At 65.5% G+C, this 19562-nt stretch carries 18 protein-coding genes; 6 read left to right on the top strand and 12 right to left on the bottom strand.

The window, feature by feature from the left end; translation table 11 throughout:
- Positions 1–3: 3 nt before the first annotated feature.
- On the bottom strand, positions 4–642 hold the full coding sequence (locus JAO75_RS02475; protein WP_199046406.1) for a DsbA family protein: 639 nt from the start codon (positions 640–642) through the stop codon (positions 4–6).
- Positions 643–714: 72 nt separating this feature from the next.
- Complete coding sequence (locus JAO75_RS02470; protein ID WP_199046405.1) at positions 715–1224, bottom strand: DUF721 domain-containing protein; 510 nt, start codon at positions 1222–1224, stop codon at positions 715–717.
- A gap of 57 nt (positions 1225–1281) precedes the next feature.
- Here JAO75_RS02470 and mutY point away from each other — a divergent pair, with 57 nt between their 5' ends.
- Positions 1282–2400: an A/G-specific adenine glycosylase gene (mutY, locus tag JAO75_RS02465; protein ID WP_199046404.1), complete on the top strand. Its 1119-nt coding sequence runs from the start codon at positions 1282–1284 to the stop codon at positions 2398–2400.
- Positions 2401–2566: 166 nt separating this feature from the next.
- On the opposite strand, the gene JAO75_RS02460 is transcribed toward mutY, so the two are convergent.
- The gene (locus JAO75_RS02460) at positions 2567–3463 is read right to left on the bottom strand and encodes a LysR family transcriptional regulator (protein WP_199046403.1); all 897 of its coding nucleotides are present in this window, start codon (positions 3461–3463) and stop codon (positions 2567–2569) included.
- 320 nt (positions 3464–3783) lie between these two features.
- Here JAO75_RS02460 and JAO75_RS02455 point away from each other — a divergent pair, with 320 nt between their 5' ends.
- The gene (locus JAO75_RS02455) at positions 3784–4650 is read left to right on the top strand and encodes an alpha/beta hydrolase (RefSeq protein WP_199046401.1); all 867 of its coding nucleotides are present in this window, start codon (positions 3784–3786) and stop codon (positions 4648–4650) included.
- Between the two features lie 51 nt (positions 4651–4701).
- On the opposite strand, the gene JAO75_RS02450 is transcribed toward JAO75_RS02455, so the two are convergent.
- The 5 genes from JAO75_RS02450 to JAO75_RS02430 all read right to left on the bottom strand — a co-directional run bounded on the left by JAO75_RS02450 (position 4702) and on the right by JAO75_RS02430 (position 10902).
- On the bottom strand, positions 4702–6513 hold the full coding sequence (locus JAO75_RS02450) for an ABC transporter permease subunit (protein WP_199046399.1): 1812 nt from the start codon (positions 6511–6513) through the stop codon (positions 4702–4704).
- Positions 6510–7487, bottom strand: a complete 978-nt coding sequence (locus tag JAO75_RS02445) for an ABC transporter substrate-binding protein (protein WP_199046872.1) — start codon at positions 7485–7487, stop codon at positions 6510–6512. Before JAO75_RS02445 ends, JAO75_RS02450 begins: the two co-directional genes overlap by 4 nt.
- Positions 7488–7636: 149 nt before the next feature.
- Positions 7637–8833: a site-specific DNA-methyltransferase gene (locus tag JAO75_RS02440; RefSeq protein WP_246742334.1), complete on the bottom strand. Its 1197-nt coding sequence runs from the start codon at positions 8831–8833 to the stop codon at positions 7637–7639.
- Positions 8834–8990: 157 nt separating this feature from the next.
- Positions 8991–9632 (bottom strand): ribonuclease HII, encoded by a 642-nt coding sequence (locus tag JAO75_RS02435; protein WP_199046398.1) that lies wholly within the window; start codon positions 9630–9632, stop codon positions 8991–8993.
- 184 nt (positions 9633–9816) lie between these two features.
- The gene (locus JAO75_RS02430; RefSeq protein ID WP_246742347.1) at positions 9817–10902 is read right to left on the bottom strand and encodes a PA0069 family radical SAM protein; all 1086 of its coding nucleotides are present in this window, start codon (positions 10900–10902) and stop codon (positions 9817–9819) included.
- A 220-nt stretch (positions 10903–11122) separates the two neighbouring features.
- Here JAO75_RS02430 and JAO75_RS02425 point away from each other — a divergent pair, with 220 nt between their 5' ends.
- Positions 11123–11614: a glycosyltransferase family 2 protein gene (locus JAO75_RS02425; RefSeq protein ID WP_199046394.1), complete on the top strand. Its 492-nt coding sequence runs from the start codon at positions 11123–11125 to the stop codon at positions 11612–11614.
- Between the two features lie 5 nt (positions 11615–11619).
- Here JAO75_RS02425 and moaB read toward each other — a convergent pair whose 3' ends face one another.
- Positions 11620–12174, bottom strand: coding sequence for a molybdenum cofactor biosynthesis protein B (gene moaB, locus JAO75_RS02420; protein ID WP_199046392.1), 555 nt, complete (start codon positions 12172–12174; stop codon positions 11620–11622).
- 226 nt (positions 12175–12400) lie between these two features.
- On the opposite strand from moaB, the gene JAO75_RS02415 reads away from it, so the two are divergent.
- Positions 12401–12994: a cupin domain-containing protein gene (locus JAO75_RS02415; protein WP_199046390.1), complete on the top strand. Its 594-nt coding sequence runs from the start codon at positions 12401–12403 to the stop codon at positions 12992–12994.
- 89 nt (positions 12995–13083) lie between these two features.
- On the opposite strand, the gene ypfJ is transcribed toward JAO75_RS02415, so the two are convergent.
- The 3 genes from ypfJ to JAO75_RS02400 all read right to left on the bottom strand — a co-directional run bounded on the left by ypfJ (position 13084) and on the right by JAO75_RS02400 (position 15482).
- Positions 13084–13947 carry a KPN_02809 family neutral zinc metallopeptidase gene (gene ypfJ / locus JAO75_RS02410; RefSeq protein WP_199046388.1) on the bottom strand — a complete coding sequence of 288 codons (864 nt, stop codon included), beginning with the start codon at positions 13945–13947 and terminating at the stop codon, positions 13084–13086.
- A 78-nt stretch (positions 13948–14025) separates the two neighbouring features.
- Complete coding sequence (locus tag JAO75_RS02405) at positions 14026–14844, bottom strand: uracil-DNA glycosylase (RefSeq protein ID WP_199046386.1); 819 nt, start codon at positions 14842–14844, stop codon at positions 14026–14028.
- A 71-nt stretch (positions 14845–14915) separates the two neighbouring features.
- Positions 14916–15482, bottom strand: coding sequence for a methylated-DNA--[protein]-cysteine S-methyltransferase (locus JAO75_RS02400; protein ID WP_199046385.1), 567 nt, complete (start codon positions 15480–15482; stop codon positions 14916–14918).
- Between the two features lie 276 nt (positions 15483–15758).
- On the opposite strand from JAO75_RS02400, the gene JAO75_RS02395 reads away from it, so the two are divergent.
- The gene (locus JAO75_RS02395) at positions 15759–17423 is read left to right on the top strand and encodes an electron transfer flavoprotein-ubiquinone oxidoreductase (RefSeq protein WP_199046383.1); all 1665 of its coding nucleotides are present in this window, start codon (positions 15759–15761) and stop codon (positions 17421–17423) included.
- 275 nt (positions 17424–17698) lie between these two features.
- Positions 17699–19489, top strand: a complete 1791-nt coding sequence (locus tag JAO75_RS02390) for a tetratricopeptide repeat protein (protein ID WP_343234540.1) — start codon at positions 17699–17701, stop codon at positions 19487–19489.
- Positions 19490–19562: the final 73 nt, after the last annotated feature.

Below are 19562 nucleotides of genomic sequence, written 5' to 3'. Positions count from 1 at the left end.
AGATTATTCTCCGAGGATCGGCTTGATGACCTTTTCAATCTCATCGATCGACAGGCTTCCAGGATGACGCTGGCCATTGATGAAGAAAGTGGGCGTGGAGTCCACACGGAACTGCTCCATACCCCGGTTCTTCACCGCGTTGACTGCGTCATATAGTTTCTGGTCCTTGAGGCAAGCATCAAATTTTTCCTGTGAAAAACCGGCCTGGCGCATCAGGCCGCGCAGGGCGTCGAGGGGCTTTTCCACAAAGGCCCAGTTCCGCTGCTGCTCGAAGAGCAGGTCGGTGATCGGGTAATATTTGTCGTTTCCGTCGCAGCGGGCGAGCATGAAGCCGGCGGTGGCCAGCGGATCGAGCGGGAACTCGCGCAGGATGAACCGCACCTTGCCGGTGTCGATGTAGCGCTTCTTCAGCTCCGGCCAGGTGTTCTTGTGGAAGGTGGCGCAGTGGGAGCAGGTGAGCGAGGCGTACTCGATGATCGTCACCTTGGCGTCTTCCGGGCCCAGGGCCACGTCGCCCAGCGGCCCCTGGACCGCGAGATCGGATGTGGACACGTTCTGGGCAAGGGCCGGCAGGCTGGTCGCGAGGTACGCGGTGACGGCCGCGGTTCCGAGAAGCTGAAGCGTTTGACGCCGGGTGATCATCGTAAGGGAACTCCTGAAGAGATTTCGGTCTGCGGTAGAATGCCTTGCCTCAAGAGGCAAGTTCCGGTCATCTCACGCTTTCGTGCGTGAACCGGAGCTGACGATCGCCTGGCCCAGCCGGTCGAGGGCGGCCTTCAGGCCCTCCTCCTCGATGGGCTGGACCGCCCGGTCGACCTTCTCCCGGTCTGCGGCGGTCAGGACGGGAACGGCCGGGCGCTTCTTCTCAACCCGCCGCACGGGCCCTTGTTTCAGCACGATCTTCCCGATGCAGCGCCAGCCGTAATAGGTGTTCACCCGGTCGATGACGGTCGGGGCCATGTGCTGGAGCTCGAGGGCGAAGGCGCTCTCCACCCGGATCACCAGGGTCGCCGGGCCCGGCCGCGCTTCCGGATCGGCATGGGGGCTCTTGCGCTTCCATTCGATCTTGAGCGGCTGGGTGAAGGCAGCCATCCGCTCACCGACGATCTCGGGCCAGGCCATGATGATGTCGGAGGTGGCAAAGCCCTGCGCCGCCAAGCTGGGGGACAGACAGACGTCGAGAAACTCGGCGAGGGGGCGGGCGAGAGGCCGCGGTCGTCTCATGTTGAATGTCCAAAAGCCGCGTTGGAATATCCGGTTTAGAACGCTATTCCAAATCTCATGTTAACGCCCGCTTCGAGCGCGACCAAGCCCGACCCGCAGGATCTTCTCGCCTGGTACGACCGTCACCGGCGCGATCTGCCGTGGCGCGCCAAGCCCGCCGAGACCGCAAACCCTTACCGCGTTTGGCTCTCCGAGATCATGCTGCAGCAGACCACGGTCGCGGCGGTCAAACCCTATTACCTGAAGTTCCTGGAGCGCTTCCCCACCGTGGAGGCCCTGGCCGATGCACCCTCCGAGGCCGTGATGCAGGCCTGGGCCGGTCTCGGCTACTACTCCCGCGCCCGCAACCTCCATGCCTGCGCCAAGGCGGTTGTGGAGAAACACGGCGGCCGGTTCCCCGCGACGGAGGCCGATCTTCTCAAGCTTCCCGGCATCGGCGCCTATACGGCGGCGGCCGTGGCGGCCATCGCCTTCAACGAGAAGGCTGCGGCGGTGGACGGCAACGTGGAGCGGGTCATGTCCCGCCTCTACATGGTCGAGGAGCCGCTGCCGAAAGCGAAGCCCCTGATCCGCTCGCTCACGGAAGAGCTGGTGCCGGAGGACCGGCCGGGCGACTTCGCCCAAGCGGTGATGGATCTCGGCGCCACCATCTGCACCCCCAAGCGCCCGGCCTGCGCGCTGTGCCCCTGGATGGTGCCCTGCCGCGCCCGAGCCGAGGGCCTGCAGGAGACCTTTCCGAAAAAGCAGAAGAAGGAAGCCGGGCAGTTGCGCAAGGGCGCGGCCTTTGTGGTGCTGCGGGCCGACGACACGATCCTGCTGCGCACCCGCCCGCCCACAGGTCTCCTCGGCGGCATGGTGGAGCCGCCGACGAGCGAATGGATGCCGGATTACGAGCCCTCCCGCGCCGTGCTCGACGCGCCCATCGAAGCCCGGTGGCAGCGCCTGCCGGGCATTGTGCGCCACGTCTTCACCCATTTCCCCCTGGAGCTGACGGTGCTCTTTGCCAAGGTCGCCAGGGGCACGCCCGCTCCGGACGACATGCGCTGGACCCCGCGCTTGCAATTGCATGAAGAAGCGTTGCCCGGCGCCATGAAGAAGGTGCTGGTGCATGCGCTGGGGGAGTTGCCGGGGGCGAAGGTCAAAGCGTCGGGGCAGAAGGCAACGAAGGGCGCCTAGGCCACCCGCAAGGCTCACCCACAGCCTCATCCTGAGGAGGTGCGTCAGCACCGTCTCGAGGTCCCGGACTTTGTCCGGGCACGAGGCGTCTCCAGTATCCGCTGGAGCCTCCTTCGAGACGGTCGCTATGCGACCTCCTCAGGATGAGGTTGAGCTCTGTGAAGCGTTAGCCTCCCACCAGCGCCTTCTGATTCCGCTTGAACAAAGCCGCCAGCGCGTTCGCCACCCGCGTCACATTCGGGCGGTTCCGGCTGCGGCGGTGCATGACGAGGAAGACGTCTTCGATCAGGTCGCCCTCGGGCTTCATGACCTGGACGAGATCGGGATCGGAATCGCCGAGCCAGCACGGGAGGAAGGCGGCGCCCAGGCCCGCTTTCGCCGCCTGGTAGCGGATCGGCATGTCGCCGATGCGCGCCGCGATGGTGCGGCCTTGCGCGAACTCGGCCACATAGGCGGCCTGCCGCGACAGGGTCGGGTCCTCCGGCGGCGCGATGACGGCTTTGGGGTTTTCGTCGCGGGCATAGATGGCGAAGGCGATCTGGCCGATCCTGCGCGCCACGAGATCGTCCGTGCCCTCCGGCAGGTTGCGCATGCGCAGGCCGATATCGGCTTCGCCGGAGGCGAGATCGAGCCTTTGCCTCGTCGGAATATAGGCGATCTCCACGGGAGCGGCCGCCTCATGCAGCTCCGCCGAATGCAGCGACAGGAACATCGTGACCGAGGCAGTTGCCGTCACGCGCACGGGAGCGTCGGGATCGGGCCGGTAGGCTGCGGCGGTGCGCGACACGATGGCGGCGGCCTCGCCCATGGGAGTGGCGGCCTCGAGGACGGCGTGGCCTGCTTCCGTCAATTCGAGATTGTTGGGGCCACGCTGGAACAGGGTGAGCCCGAAGATTTCCTCCAGCACCTTGATCCGCCGCGCGATAGTCGGCTGGCTCTGGCCGAGCGCCTTGGCGGCGCTGTTCATCGATCCATGAGCCACCACGGCGAGAAAGATCCGAAGGTCGTCCCAGGACGGTTCGGTGAGGGCGAGGCGGAAGGGATCGAGAGACGAAGGAGCCATGTGAGGATGCTAAAGCGCTGAACCGGGTTCGGCATAGGGGAATGTTCCAGCCTTGGAAGGTGTCCACACCATTGCCCAGGGCACGTTGCCCCGCAGCCCGACAGGCGCGTGGGGGACCTCTTCAGTTTTGAGGGAGGGCCAGGGCCTTCACAAACCGGCTCGTTTGAGCGAAAAGGGCCGCCCGACAGCGAAGGACATTCACCGTGCGCCTCATCCGTTAGCGACGCTATCCGACAAAACATCGTGGCCGAGGAGCCGCGTCTTTTGGCGCCGAAACATCTGTCTCGGCCGGATCATCACGCATGGATGAAGGAATCATCATGTCTGACAGCAATCGCGCCGTTCTGCGCGGAACACTTCACTCGGGCCCGTTCGAACTGGCCTATTGCATCGAGGGCGAGGGAACGCCCGCCCTCGTCATCGGCAGCGCAGTCTATTACCCGCGGGTCTTCTCGCAGGATTTGCGGCAATCCCTGAAACTCGTCTTCGTCGATCATCGCGGCTTCGCGCAGCCGACGGGCGCATACACTGCATCCGACTACACGCTCGATGTCGTACTCGACGACATCGATCTCGTGCGCCGGCATCTCGGCCTGGAGACGGTGATCATCGTCGGCCATTCCGGCCATGGATACATGGCGCTGGAATATGCCAAGCGTTATCCGCAACACGTCTCCCACGTGGTGATGATCGCAACGGGGCCGAGCCACAGCGCCGCGCATCAGGCGGCCACGGAACAGTCCTGGCAGGAATCCGTCTGTCCCGAGCGCAAGGCGAAGCTCGATGCCGATTTCGCCGGCCTGCCGGCGGCGATCGAAGCCGCACCCGACAGGCGCTTCGTCACCTTCTGCGTGAAGATGGGTGCGCGAAGCTGGTACGATCACACCTTCGACGCCGCGCCCCTGTGGGATGGCGTGCATGTGAACATGCCGGTCTTCGACCATCTCTGGGGCGAGGCCTTCCGCGACATCGACATCGCGCAGGGGCTGGACCGTCTCGACGCGCCGGTGTTCCTCGGGCTCGGTCGCCACGATTATCTCGTCGCGCCCTACGCCACATGGGAGCCGTATCGCGGGCGGTTCAAGGACCTGACCGTTCGCGTGTTCGACAAGAGCAGTCACACGCCGCAATTCGAGGAGCGCGCTCTCTTCGACGCGGAACTGCTGCAATGGCTGTCCGCGCGGTGATGCTCTGAAAGCGCATCATGGCCGGGGCAGCCCGGCCATGATGCCGCCACCTCAGGTGCTCAGGGCCGGCCTCGGCTCGATCCGCCCGATCGGTTCCGCACGAATGGCGGTCCGGTTCCCCTCGCGGTTGGCGAACGCCGCGCCTTCCGCCTCGCAATGCCAGGGCAGGGTGCCCGCCGGGAGATGCCGGCGCAGCACATTCAGCCCGAGCATCGCGAGCGTGACGACGGCCACGATGACGATGGCGACAGCGGAGGCCTGGCTCGCGAGCCCCGCCTCTTCGAGGTTGTAGAGCACCACCCCAATGGTCTCCGTGCCGGCCGACCAGAGCAGGGCCGAGACGGTAAGTTCGCTGAAGGCGAGCAGGAACGCCATCAGGCCGCCCGCGACCGCGGCCGGAAGCAGCGAGGGCAGGATGACGTCGACGAGCCGCCGCGTGAGGCGCGCGCCGTCGAGCGCCGCGGCCTCCTCCTGCGCCATGTCGACCTGGGTCATGCCGGCGAGCACGGGCTTGAGTACCACGGGCAGGAAGCGCGCGAGATAGGCGAACACGATGATCCACGGGGTGGCATAGAGCGAGACGCCGACGAGCGGCAGCGGCTTCAGGAACAGCAGGATGCAGGCGATGGCCAGCACGATGCCGGGGAGCACATAGGAGATTTCGAGCAGGGCGATGAACGGGATCCTCGCCCGCCCCATCAACCTCACCAGGCCATAGGCCATCGGGACCGCGATGGCGGCCAGCAGGCAGGCTGCGCCGCCTGCATAGAGCAGCGAGTTGAGGAAGGCCCGGATGGTGACGTCCTGCCGTGCCAGCACCTCGACGAAGTTGTCGAGGGTGATCGTGGAAAGCGTGAGAGGCATGCCGTAGGACGGCACGAGGGCCGCGGCGAACAGCGACAGCATCGGCAGCACCAGCGTGACGGCGATCACTGCAATGACGAAGGCCTCCACTACCGCGCCGGCGCGACCTAGATTCCAGAACGGCTGGAGTGGCGCATCCTCGTCCAGGAGCACCTCTCCGCGACGCGTCAGGAGCTGGCTTGCCGCCACGCACACGATGGCGATGACCGCGACGAGAAGCCCAAGGGCCGCCACGTCGCCGAGGATGCCGGTTCCAAAGCTCGACAGGCGGCGGTAGATCAGCACCGGAAGGGTGAGATAGTTCACCGGCGCGCCCAGCAGCGCGGGAATGCCGAAATTGCCGATGCCGGCCACGAAGGCGAGCAGGCCCGCGCTCATGAGATGCGGCCGCAGCAGCGGCAGGAGGTGATCGGTGACGATCTTAAGCGGCGGCGAACCGTCCATGCGCGCCGCCTCGACCACGGCAAGCGGAATGCGCTTCAGGCCTGCGCTGATGATCACATAGACGAGGGGCGCGTGGTGCAGCCCGAGCACGATGATGATGCCGAGGCGCCCCATCATCGGGTTGGCGCTGCCTGCTTCCGGCGTGAGACCCAAGGTGTTGAGGATGGGCGAGGCAGGGCCGGCAAGGTGCAGGAAGGCGAGCGCGATCACCTGGGGCGAGATCATCAGCGAGAGGACGAACAGGAACGATGCGACCTGACGCCTGCGGATATCGGTGACGCCCAGCACGAGCGCCATGAGGGTGCCGAGGGGGAGCGCCAGCAGGGTGGAGAAGAAGGCGGTCTCCAGCGTCGCCCAGGTGGCTCTGACGGCCGACCGGCTGGCAAGCGCCGAGAATGCCTTGTCGGGATCGAAGACGCCGCCGGGTGCGAGGGCCGTGAGCAGCAGACGGCCGGCGGGCAGAAGATCGAAGGCGACGACCGCCAAAGCGACGGGAGCGAGGAGGCCGAGACCTCCCCGCTCCAGAAATGACTTGGCGTGCGTGCGATGTCTCACTGGCCGAAGATGTCGGCGAAGGTCGCCTTGTTCTCGGTCTCATTGGCCAGCGCCTTGGCGGCATCGAAGCCCATCACCTTGATCTGGTCGCGGGACGGGTAGCCGGCCGGCAGCGCAACGGCCGGGTGGGCTGCGATGTAGCCCTGCTTCAGGGCCAGCTCCTGGCCCTCCTTCGAGAGCAGGAAGTCGACGAAGGCGCGCGCCGCGTCGGCATTCTTCGTGGTCTTGAGGATCGCGATGGGCTCGGACACGGCGGAGACGCCCTCCTTCGGGAACACGAACTCGATCGGTGCGCCCTTGGCCTTTTCGCGGATCGGCATGAAGTCGACGATGACGCCGTAGAGCTTCTGGCCGCCGGCCACCTGCTTGAGCACGTCGCCATTGCCGCCGCCGGCCACCGCCTCGTTGTCCTTCAGGGCCTCGTAGTACTTCCAGCCGCCTTCGAGATTGCCCGTGAGCGTCGCGGCATGGATGAGGGCGGCGCCGGAGGTGAGGGGGCTCGGCATGACGAGCTGGCCCTTGACCTCGGGCTTGGTGAGATCCGCCCACGAATTCGGCTTGAACCCCGCCTTCGTGTTGTAGGCGATGCCCGTGGTGATCAGCTTGGTGGCGAACCAGAACTTCTGCGGGTCGTGCGTGCCGGCCGGATAGGCGGAGGTATCGGCCTTCTCGTGCGCCAGCAGGCGGCCTTCCTTCTTGAGGCCCTCCATGGTGACGCTGTCGGCGATCAGCAGCACGTCGGCCTGGGGCTGGCCGGCCTCGAACTCGGCGCTCAGCTTGGCGAGGATCTTCGGGGTGCCGTCGCGCACGAAGGTGACGTTGACGCCCGGATGCTTCGCCTTGAAGGCATCGATGGTCTGCTGTGCGTCAGTGTTGGGCTGGCTCGTATAGAGCACCAGGTTGCCCGAAAGACCTTGCGCCTGCGCCAAGGCGGGCACGAGGGCAACAAGCATGGGGAGAATGATTCGCTTCATCGACACGGGGCAGGTCCTCGCTTTTGGTAAGGCTTTCCCCGCGCTAGCGGTCTTGGATGACGCCTCTGTGACGGAAGGTTAGTGCAGGAAACGAAAAGGGCCAGCACGTGGCTGGCCCTATCACGGATTTGCGATCCCGATGCAAGCCCTCAGGCCGCCATCTCCGCCCGCACCTTGGCGCGGAACTCGTCGATGGAGACCAGCTTTCCGCCGCGCTCGACATTCCAGAAGGTCCAGCCGTTGCAGGAGGGGAAGCCCTGCGTCAGAGCGCCAATCTTGTGGATCGATCCCACGATGGCGCCGAGCGCGAGCGTGCCGTCGGCGCGCACCACCGCCTTGTGGCGGCGGCGCTCGTCCACCAGCGTCTCGCCGGCCTTCACGAGGCCCGCCTCGATGAGCGAGAGGAAGGGCACGCGCACTTCCGTGCGCTTCTCGGGGGCTGCGGCAATCGACACGTCGGAGAGAGGCTCGACCGCGTCGATGCGCTTGCGCGCCGCCTTGGCATAGGTCGAATCGCGCTCGAGGCCGATGAAGTTGCGGCCGAGCATCTTGGCGACCGCGCCCGTGGTGCCGGAGCCGAAGAAGGGATCGAGCACCACATCGCCCGGATTGGAGGACGAGAGCAGGATCCGGGCGAGCAGCGACTCGGGCTTCTGCGTCGGGTGCACCTTGCGCCCCTGCGCGTCCTTCAGGCGCTCATCACCGGTGCAGATCGGGATGAACCAGTCCGAGCGCATCTGCACGTCTTCGTTGCCGGCTTTCAGCGCATCGTAATGGAAGGTGTAGCCCTTCGACTCTGCGCTCTTCGAGGCCCAGATCATGGTCTCGTGCGCATTGGTGAAGCGGCGGCCCTTGAAGTTCGGCATCGGGTTAGCCTTGCGCCACACGATGTCGTTCAGGATCCAGAAGTTCAGGTCCTGCAGAGCCGAGCCCACGCGGAAGATGTTGTGGTAGGAGCCGATGACCCACAGGGTCGCGTTCTTCTTCATCACGCGGCGCACGGCAAGCAGCCAGGCGCGGGTGAACGCGTCGTAGTCGGCAAAGCTCGCGAATTTGTCCCAGTCGTCGTCGACCGCGTCGACGAGGCTCTGGTCAGGACGCGTGAGCGCCTGTTCGAGCTGGAGATTGTAAGGCGGATCCGCGAAGACCACATCCACGCTCTCAGGGGGAAGCTTCTCAAGATTGGCGATGCAGTCGCCGAGAAGTATCTCATTGAGAGGAAGAGTTTGCGGCAGGACGGAGAGGGGCGTTTTACGCCCCGTCCGAGGTGCCGGCGCAGACCGCCCGGTACGCGAGACATGGATCCGGGAGGCGGCGCCGGCAGCCCCGGTACGCGAGGTACCCATGGGTGATCACCGGTTACGCAACTGACACTCAGGATCATGATCGGATAGGGTAAAGAGGAGGTTTCCAAACGCGGAAAAATCCAAATATTTTGGATCGGCAAATCTTGCCTACGCTTTGAAAATATTGAGCTTTTTAGTTAATCAGCGTTAAGGGAGGTTACAGGTCCAGTAACCCTTGGCGCAAGGGCGAGAAACTCATGCGATGAAACGGGCAGGGCCCCTCGCTCGCCACCGCCGTGAGATGCGCCCTGGTGCTGTAGCCTGCGTTGCTGGCAAAACCATAGGCAGGATAAGCGTTCCCGAGCCGCGCCATCATCCGGTCGCGGATGACTTTCGCGACAATCGACGCCGCGGCGATGGACGCGATGCTCGAATCACCCTTGATGACCGCTTCCGTCGCGCAGGGAAGGCCGGGCGGATCGTTGCCGTCGACGAAGGCGATGTCCGGCGTGCAGGGGAGCGCCGCGAGCGCCCGGCACATGGCCAGCAGCGAGGCCTGCCGGATGTTGATGGCGTCGATCTCCCGATGCGAGATGGATGAGATACCCACCTTTGACGTTGCCAGGATCTCGGCGAACAGCGCCTCGCGCCTGGCCGCCGTGAGCGCCTTCGAATCGGCCAAGCCCTGAGGAACGTTGTCGAGATCGAGCACCACCGCCGCCGACACCACCGGCCCCGCGAGAGGCCCGCGCCCGACCTCGTCGAGGCCTGCGATGCAGGTGTAGCCCTCAGCGCGTGCGGAAAGCTCGCGGGCAAGGCCGAGGCCAGAGGTTTTGGAGGGGCGAATCAGGGCGGTCATGGAGGGGATCAAAGCGGGAAGGCGGCGGCTTTGTCATCCGCACATGATGCCGCCGGTTTGGATACCCGCACCGTCATCCCCGGACTTGTTCCGGGGATCCACGTCTTCAACCCGGCTCAAGACGTGGATGGCCGGGACAAGCCCGGCCATGACGTAGAGAGTACCTTGAAGCGCGGGCGGTCACTCAAAACAGGCTCAACTGCCCCGTCTCCTTCGGCGGCACGTTGAACAGGTCCGTGCGCAGGCGAAGGCTGCGCTTGTTGAGCCCGAGCCGCTCGGCCGCCGTCTCGAACCTCCGGCCGAGCATCCAGGCATAGGGACCGATGCCGGATTGGCGGGTGCTCCAGTTCGCATCGTAATCCTTGCCGCCGCGGGCCTCCTGCAGCAGGGTGAAAACGTGGTTGAGCTTGTCCGGGTAGTGGTCGACGAGCCAGTCGCGCATCAGGTCCTTCAGGTCGTGCGGCAGGCGCAGGAGCACGTAGCCGGCTTCCCCGGCGCCGGCCTCCGCGCAGGCCTTCAGGATGGCCTCGATCTCGTGATCGTTGATCGCCGGAATGATGGGGGCGACCAGCACCGTCACGGGAATGCCGGCCTCGGTGAGCTTACGAATTGTTTCCAGCCGCTTGGCCGGGGTGGCTGCGCGGGGCTCCATGCGGCGGGCGAGCTTCGGGTCGAGGGTCGTGACCGAGATCGCCACCTTTGCGAGCTGCCGTTCGGCCATGGGGCCCAGGATGTCGATGTCGCGGGTGACCAAGGCCGATTTGGTCACGATGGCGACAGGATGGTTCGTCCGGTTCAGCACCTCCAGAATGGAGCGCGTGATGCGGAAGCGCCGCTCCACCGGCTGGTAGGGATCGGTGTTGGAGCCGAGCGCGATGGGAGCCGGCTGGTACTTCGAGCCCCGCAGCTCCTTCTCCAGAAGCTCCGCCGCATTGGGCTTGGCGAAGATCTTGGTCTCGAAATCGAGGCCCGAGGACAGGCCCTGATAGGCGTGGGTGGGCCGCGCAAAACAATAGGAGCAGCCGTGATCGCAGCCGCGATAGGGGTTGATCGATTTCTCGAACAGGATGTCGGGCGAGTCGTTGCGGGTGATGATGGTGCGCGCCTTCTCGACGATCACCTCGGTGGGCAGGGTCGGAAGCTCCTCGTCGATCTCCCAGCCGTCGTCGAAGGCCTCGCGCTGGGCCGGTTCGTAGCGGCCCGACGGGTTGGCCGCTGCCCCGCGGCCCCGGCGGCGGTCCACTTCGACCCGGTAGGCCGGGTCGTCCATGCGGCGGCGGGCGGCCTCGGCCGCCTCCAGGGGCGTGCGCTTCACGGGCCTGGAGCGGAGGGGATCGCCGGCATGGTCTTTGGCGCGAACACTCATGGCGGCCTCGAGCGAATCTGTGACTGGATGCTCCAAGTTTAGGAACAAAACAGGAACAAAATCAAGAGGCGGCTTGCGATAATCCCCTGGCGACGGGGCGGCAAGGAGGCGCTATAGTGTTCAGATGATTACCGTTCTCGTTCGCGTTTCCCATGGGCCAGAAGCCCTGGCCGCTACTCTGAGCGCCCTTGTCCCGGCCGTGGCCGAGGGTCTGGTCGGCGATGCCGTCATCCTCGTCGACAGGCAGGGCGACACCCTGGCGAAGGTGGCGGATGCCGCCGGCGCTACCCTGGTGATGGCCGAGCGCGGCTCGTGGGCCGAGGGCGCGCGGGCGGCGCGGCGCGACTGGCTCCTGTGCCTCGATGACGGCGACATCCCGCAGGAGGGCTGGATCCGGGTGCTCGACCGCTTCGTCGCCCTGTCGAAGCCGGAGCAGGGGCTTGCAAGGATGCGGCGGCGGCGGGCCGGGGTGGCGCGTGCGCTCACCAACCTGTTCGCGGATGCGCGGGTGCGCGCCGGCGACCTGGTTCACCGCCGGGTGCTGCTGAACGAGGAGAGAGCCCGCATGCCTGTGCGGCTCTCCGCCACCATCGAGCGCGATCCCGTTTTCGGTTGAGGCTTCTAGGCCTGCAGTTTGCCCCGCTTCAGGTGCTCGTCGAGGCGCGGCATGATCTCGACGAAGTTGCACGGCCGGTGCCGGTAATCGAGCTGATTGGCCAGGATGCCGTCCCAAGCGTCCTTGCAGGCGCCGGGCGAGCCGGGCAGCACGAACACGAAGGTGGTGCCGATCACGCCGGCGGTGGCCCGCGACTGGATCGTCGAGGTGCCGATCTTGTCGTAGGAGATGCGGTGGAAGATGGCGGAGAAACCCTCCATCCGCTTGTCGAACAGCGGCTCGATGGCCTCCGGCGTCACGTCGCGCCCGGTGAAGCCCGTGCCGCCCGTGGTGATGACCACGTCGATGGCGGGATCGGCGACCCAGCCCTGCACCTTTCCGCGGATCGCCTCCACGTCGTCGGTTACGATGGCGCGGTCGGCAAGCCGGTGGCCGGCCTTGGTCAGACGCTCGGCCAGCGTGGCGCCGGACTTGTCCTCCTCCAGCGAGCGCGTGTCGGAGACCGTCAGCACGGCAATGCCGAGAGGAACGAAAGGGAGAGCGTCGTCGATACCGGGCATGGGGAGGGCCTGTTCTTCAAGGAGGCATTCGGCGTCAGCAATGCAGGAGCCTAGAGCCTGTCGCAACGTATTTCACCTGGATTTTCAGGCTCAAAAGGCGCATCGTGAGAAGCGTCAGGTCGTCGTCGAAACGCGACCGGGATGATTGCGTACAACTTAGTCGACCGGGTCCCTAACGGACGTCCGTGAACTCGTGCCGCAGCACGTCCAATCTTGGAGAGGTTGTATGATGAAACGCAAGCTCATCGCAGCATTGGTCTCAGGGGTGTTGCTCCTGCCCTCGCTGGCAGCCGCGCAGCAAGCCTTCTCCGTCAAGCCGCTTGTTGAGAAGAAGGTGACGGAGTTGCCGGCAGGCGACCTGTTCTGGCGCATCGAAACCTTCGATAGTAAGGAACAGGCACAGGCGGCTGCAGGCCCCCTGGGATTGGTGGCCGAGCACGAAGGCAAGGTTTGGCTCTTCGAGCTGGGCCGCGCAGGAGAAGCCTCGAAAGGCGGCAAGCGAGTTGCCGAGATCGGGCCGCTCCCAAGGATCGATGCTCCGCAGTATCTTCTCCGCGTCAACGAGGCAGGCGGCCCTCCGGGCAGTGTCACATCCGTGCACACCCATCCAGGGTCGGAGGCGTTCTACGTGCTCGCGGGAGAATTGACGCAAAAGACCCCGCAGGGTGTGGCACGCGTCTCCGCCGGCCAGACCCTGGTTGGTCATGCAGGTGATGTGCCGATGGAAGTGTCGAGCACCGGCTCCGCCGAGTTGAAAGAGCTCGCGCTGTTCGTGGTGGACGCCACAAAGCCGTTCTCATCGCCGGCTCAACTTCACTAAGGCGCGTTGTTCAAGAGAATGTCCTGGAGGGCGATTCGCACGTCGCCCTCGCAGCTCTCGGTCCGTCCGTGAGAGCTTTGTTGATGCTCCTAAAGCCGGCTCGCCCGGAACGTGTCGCAGGCCTGGACCTGGCCCGTCTTCAGCCCTGTCGTGAGCCAGCGCATGCGCTGCTCGGAGGAGCCGTGGGTGAAGCTGTCGGGGACCACGCGGCCTTGCGACTGCTTCTGGAGCCGGTCGTCGCCGATGGCTTCCGCCGCGCGGATCGCCTCCTCGATGTCGCCCTGCTCGAGGGACTGCCAACGCTGGTTGGAGTGGTGCGCCCACACGCCGGCAAGGCAATCGGCCATCAGCTCGACGCGAACGGAGAGCTGGTTGGCCTCCGTCCGGCTGACCTGCTGCTGGCGCTCCTGGACGCGGGGCAGGATGCCGAGGACGTTCTCCACATGGTGGCCGACCTCGTGGGCGAGCACATAGGCATAGGCGAAGTCGCCGCCGGCGCGGAAGCGGCTCTGCATCTCCTCGAAGAAGGACAGGTCAATATAGACGGTCTGGTCGAGCGGGCAGTAGAACGGCCCCATGGCCGATTGCGCGCCGCCGCAGCCGGACCGGGTGGCGCCGGAGAACAGCACGAGCTTGGGCTCCTGGTATTGTCGGTTCGCCTGCTGGGGCAGCACCGTGTTCCAGACGTCTTCCGTGTTGCCGAGCACGGCGGCGACGAAGCGGCCCATCTCATCCTGGGGCGTGCCCTGGCGGCCCTGCTGCTGCTGGTAGCCGGAGCCGCCGCCCGCGATCATCTCGGCGCCGCCGATCAGCAAGCGGGGGTCGATGCCGAGCGCCCAGCCCACGAGGCCGAGGATGACGATCGCTCCTATTCCGAGCCCGCCGCCGCCCGCCATGCCCATGCCGCGACGGTCTTCAACATTGGACGAGGTTCGAAAGTTGTCCCAGCGCATGAATCACCTTCCAGCCGCAGCACGGGATACCGCAGGGGCTTAAGGCGTAAGCATATGAACCGGTTCCGAAAGGGCGCCTTACTCGCGGCCGTCCAGAGCCCGCTTGAGGGCTTGGAAATCGCGCCAGCCGAGGCGCTTCTGCAGGGGCTGGCGCAGGAGATAGGCCGGGTGCAGGGTCGGCAGAGCTTTGATCTCGCGCCCGTCCTCGGTCTTGTAGGTGAACCAGCGGCCGCGGCTGCGCAGGATTCCCTCCTTGATGCCGAGCAGGTTCTGGGCGGCGGGGCCGCCGAGGCAGAGCACGAATTCAGGGCTCGCCAGTTCAATCTGCCGCGCGATGAAAGGCTTGCAGATGGCGATTTCCTGGGGCGTCGGCGTGCGGTTGCCCGGCGGTCGCCAGGGCACGATGTTGGCGACATAAACCTGGGAGCGGTCGAGCCCGATGGTGGCGAGCATCCGGTCGAGCAACTGGCCGGAGCGGCCCATGAAGGGCTTGCCGATCCGGTCCTCATCCGCCCCGGGAGCTTCTCCCACCAGCATCACGCGGCCTTCCGGGTTGCCGTCCGCGAAGGCCAGGTTCTTGGCGGAGAACTTCAGGGCGCAGCCGTCGAAGCCGGCCAGGATCGCCTCGAGTTCCTCCAGCGACTGCGCATGACGGGCCTGCTCGCGGGCCATGCCGGCAACCTCCTCGGGCGCGCTTGCGGCGGCCTTCGGCAAAGCGCGGGGGGAGGGCGCCGGCTGGGCTGGAGAGGCTTTGGGAGGCTGAGGCTTGGCAACCTCGGGCTTGCGTTCCGCGAAGCGGTCGTGCGGGGTCTCGTCGAGCGCGAGATCGACCCCCGCCTCGACATGAAAGTCGAGGAGCGCCTGGAGAGCGTCGCGATCGGAGGGGAGATCCTGCATGAGCCGTATGTAAGCATTCCGGGGGCTGTGGACAACTCAGGCTCACAAAGAACCCAAGGGTTCTTGGGGGCTTACGAGATCAGGTCGAACAGGGTCGGGGTCTCGTCGCGCCGGGCGTCCTCGATGGCGAGGAGGCGGCGCTTGGTCGTGGCGCCGCCACCGGCCGAGAAGCCGCCGAGCCTGCCGTCCGCCGCAACGACCCGGTGGCAGGGCACGATCACGGCAAACGGATTGCGCCCGAGGGATTGGCCGATGGCCCGGGCATTGTCGATGCCGAGGCGGGAGGCAACGTCGCCGTAGGTCAGCACGCGGCCCGGTGGAATGCTGCGGGCAACTTCGTAGACGCGGCGGTCGAACTCGGACACGGCTTCCATGTCCAGCGGCACGGCGGATAGGTCGCGCGCTTCACCCTGCAGCAGAGCCGTCACATCGGCGACGATGCGCTGGATGTCCGGCGGGGGCGGGGCCTCGACGATTCCAGGGAAGCGCCTAGCGATGCGGCTGCGGGTCTTGGAAGCATCGTCCTCGGGGAGCTGAAAGCCGATCACGCCGCGCTCGTGCCAAGCCAGCCCGCAGGGGCCGATGGATGTGTCGAACAGCGTGTAGAACACCGGATGGGTGGACGGACGATCCTGCATGATCCTTTGTAAACCTCTCACCCTGGTTGAACAACTCGGGACGGTCCTGTCCACTGCGGCGATTGCCCCGCCTCCTTGAGCTTACGGATTCCCTCTCAAATCCGATGATGATCATTGGATTTCGGCATAACCTTATGCGGAAAGAGAACTTTCCGCCTTGCCTCAATGAAGTTAGGACAATGTCTCGATGAGAATGACTTGAGAAACTGGGCGGATTGTTCATATCTAAACCATCTGTCTTCTCAAGCACCGAAGCTGCGTATCAGGAGGAAGCCCATGGCTGATCTGCCCGCCCGTGAATCGATGGAGTTCGACGTCGTCGTCGTGGGCGCGGGTCCTGCAGGGCTCGCCACCGCCATCCGGCTCAAGCAGCAGGCCGCCGAGGCAGGCGCCGACATTTCCGTGGTCGTGGTCGAGAAGGGCTCCGAGGTCGGGGCGCATATCCTGTCCGGCGCGGTGATCGACCCGATCGGCCTCGACGGCCTCCTGCCGGAGTGGCGCTCGGATCCGGATCGGCCGCTCAAGACGGAAGTCACGGCCGACGAGTTCATGTATCTGGGCCATGCCGGCGGCGTGAAGCTGCCCAACATGTTCATGCCCAAGCTCATGAACAACCACGGCAACTTCGTCGGCTCGCTGGGCAACGTCGCCCGCTATCTCGGCCGCAAGGCGGAGGAGCTCGGCGTCGAGATCTATCCCGGCTTCCCGGCCGCGGAAGTGTTGATCGAGGACGGCAAGGTGGTGGGCGTCGCCACCGGCGATATGGGCATCAGCCGCAACGGCGAGCCCAACGCCAACTTCACCCGCGGCATGGAGCTGCGCGCCAAGTACACGATCTTCGGCGAGGGCGCCCGTGGCAACCTGACGAAGCAGATGGTCGAGCGCTTCGGCCTCAATCAGGGCCGCGATCACCAGAAATACGGCATCGGCATCAAGGAGCTGTGGCAGGTCAAGCCTGAGCACTTCCGTCCGGGCCTCGTGCGCCATTCCATGGGCTGGCCGCTGCCCAACAATTCCGGCGGCGGCTCCTGGCTCTACCACTTCGACGACAACCTCGTGTCCGTCGGCTTCGTGGTGCACCTCAACTACAAGAACCCGACCCTGTCGCCCTTCGACGAGTTCCAGCGCTTCAAGACGCACCCGATGGTGCGCGACGTGTTCGAGGGCGCAAAGCGCATCGGCTACGGGGCGCGCGCCATCATGGAGGGCGGCTGGCAGTCGGTGCCGCGCCTGTCGTTCCCGGGCGGCTGCCTCGTGGGCGACTCGGCGGGCTTCGTGAACGTGCCGCGCATCAAGGGCAGCCACAACGCCATCCTGTCCGGCATGCTCTGCGCCGACCATCTCTTCGCCGCCCTGCAGGCTGGCCGGGCCCATGACGAGGTCGCATCCTACGAGGAGGCCTGGCGCTCCTCGCCCATCGGCTACGACCTCAAGCGCGTGCGCAACGTGAAGCCGCTCTGGTCGAAATACGGCACCACGGCCGGCGTGGCGCTGGGCGGCCTCGACATGTGGCTGACCGAGATCTTCAACTGGTCGCCCTTCGGCACCATGAGCCACGGCAAGCCGGACCACGAGTGCCTGCTGCCGCTCGATCAGGTGAAGCCGATCAAGTACGACAGGCCCGACGGGGTCCTGACCTTCGACCGGCTGTCCTCGGTGTTCCTGTCCAACACCAACCACGAGGAGGACCAGCCGGCTCACCTCAAGGTCAGGGACATGGGCCTGCAGAAGGCCTCCGAGCACGACGTCTATGGCGGCCCCTCGCAGCGCTACTGCCCGGCGGGCGTCTATGAATGGGTCGAGGGCGAGGGGGGCGTGCGCTTCCAGATCAACGCCCAGAACTGCGTCCACTGCAAGACCTGCGACATCAAGGACCCGAACCAGAACATCGTCTGGACGACCCCCGAAGGCGGCGGCGGGCCCAACTACGTCAATATGTGAGGGTTTGCCCCTTCAGCCGTCATCCCGGACGCCGCAGGCGATCCGGGATCGCTTGCAGAACAAGGCGCCACTCTCGTCCAGCGATCCCGGGTTCTGCTGCGCAGCCCCGGGATGACGGCTCTCTCGTTTCCGCCATATCCCACCCCCCTCACGAGGCTTTTACGCCCCAGCGTCAATTGTCCCCTTGCGGCTCTTAGAGGGAGGCGCCATTCTCCGGCCTGATTTGGCGCACATCTCCCTCCGATGAGATGCTGCGATGATTGGAGCCGCGCTTCGTGCCCACCTTGAAATTTCATAAGTCCCGCAAGGGCTTGACTGCCCTGATGTTGCTGGCCGCCACCGTGCTGGTGTCCCCCGCTGCCGTGGCGAATGCCGCCGAGGACGACATTCTGCAGCCGGCCCAGAGCCTCGAGGGCAATTTCCTCTCGGCCTATGTGGCGGGTTCCGCGCGGGATACGGAGGCCGCGACCCTCTTCTTCCGGCAGGCCATCCAGGATGATCCCCGCAACCTGGAGCTTCTGGAGCGGGCTTTCGTGGCCTTCCTGGCCAATGGCTCCATGCCGGACGCGGTTCGGGCGGCGGAGCGCCTCTCGGCCCGGGACGGGTCGAACAACCTGGCCCAGTTCGCGCTCGGCGTCCGCGCTATTAAGAACCAGAAATATGCCGACGCCCGGAACAGGCTCTCGAAGAGCATCCGCGGCCGCCAGGCGGATCTCACGGCAACGCTTCTCACCGCCTGGACCCAGGCGGGCTCCAAGGATGGCAAGCAGGCGCTCGCGACTGTCGACAAGCTCAAGAACGAGCGGGCCTTCGATCAATTCCGCGAGTACCATGCAGCTCTCATCGCCGACGTGACCGGCAATACGGCCGAGGCGGAGAAGCGCTTCAAGGCGGCCTATGAGGGCGAGCGCAACACCCTGCAGGTGGTGGACGCCTATGGCCGCTTCCTCGCCAAGCGCGGTCGCAAGGACGAGGCCCTGAAGATCTACCGGGCCTTCGACGAGGTGGCGCCGCGCCACCCCATCGTGCGCACCGCCATCAAGACGCTGGAGGAGGGCAAGCCCCTCATGCCGCTCGTCACCAATGCGCAGGAAGGCGCGGCGGAGCTGCTCTACGGCCTCGGCGTCGTCGGCAATTCCCAGGGCGACGAGCTGACGGCCATCATCTATCTGCGCCTCGGCCTGGAGCTCAAGCCGGATCATGCGCTGGCCCTCGTCACCCTCGGCGACGTCTACGAGCGCCTCAAGCAGTACGACAACGCCAACGCGGTCTTTGCGCGGATCCCCAAGGATTCGCCCATCCGCACGAGCGCCGATATCTCCATCGGGCACAACTACGAACTGATGGGCCGTGGCGAGGATGCCAGCACCTACCTCGAGAAGCTCATGAAGGAGCATCCCGAGGACGTGGATGTGGTCATGGCGCTGGGCAACGTGCAGCGTTCGCGCAAGAAGTTCGAGGAAGCCGCGGAAACCTACACCAAGGCCATCAACCTCATCGGCCAGCTCGAGCGCGGTCACTGGCTCCTGTTCTTCTACCGTGGCTCGTCCTATGAGCGCTCGAAGCAGTGGGACAAGGCCGAGGCCGATCTGAAGAAGGCCCTGGAACTCGTTCCGGAGAACCTGAACGCCGCCCGGGCGCAGGTGATGAACTACCTCGCCTATTCCTGGGTCGATCGTAATTTGAACATCGACGAGGCGTTCAAGATGCTCACCAAGGCGGTGGAGCTCGCACCCCGCGACGGCATGATCATCGATTCGCTGGGCTGGGCCTATTACCGCATGGGCCGCTATGAGGATGCCGTGCGCGAGCTGGAAAAGGCCGTCGAGCTGAAGCCGGGCGACGCGACCATCAACGACCACCTGGGCGACGCCTACTGGAAGGTCGGCCGCAAGCTCGAGGCGAAGTTCCAGTGGGATCACGCCAAGAACTCGGATCCGGAGCACGAGGAACTGGTGAAGATCCTCAAGAAGATCGACAACGGCCTCGAAGAGGAGCCGAAGCCGGCCGCGGCGGAGAATACGCCGGCGCCTCAGGCCGAGGCGCCCAAGCAGAATGGCGGGTAAAGCTCACCAAGCTCTATGTTTCACGTCATGGCCGGGCTCGTCCCGGCCATTTCTATTTTGAACCACGTCCCCG

The organism is Microvirga splendida (assembly GCF_016427565.1).
Classification (GTDB): Bacteria; Pseudomonadota; Alphaproteobacteria; order Rhizobiales; family Beijerinckiaceae; genus Microvirga; species Microvirga splendida.
The sequence above is the reverse complement of the archived record's forward strand: the minus strand, read 5'-3'. Positions and strand labels throughout refer to the sequence as shown.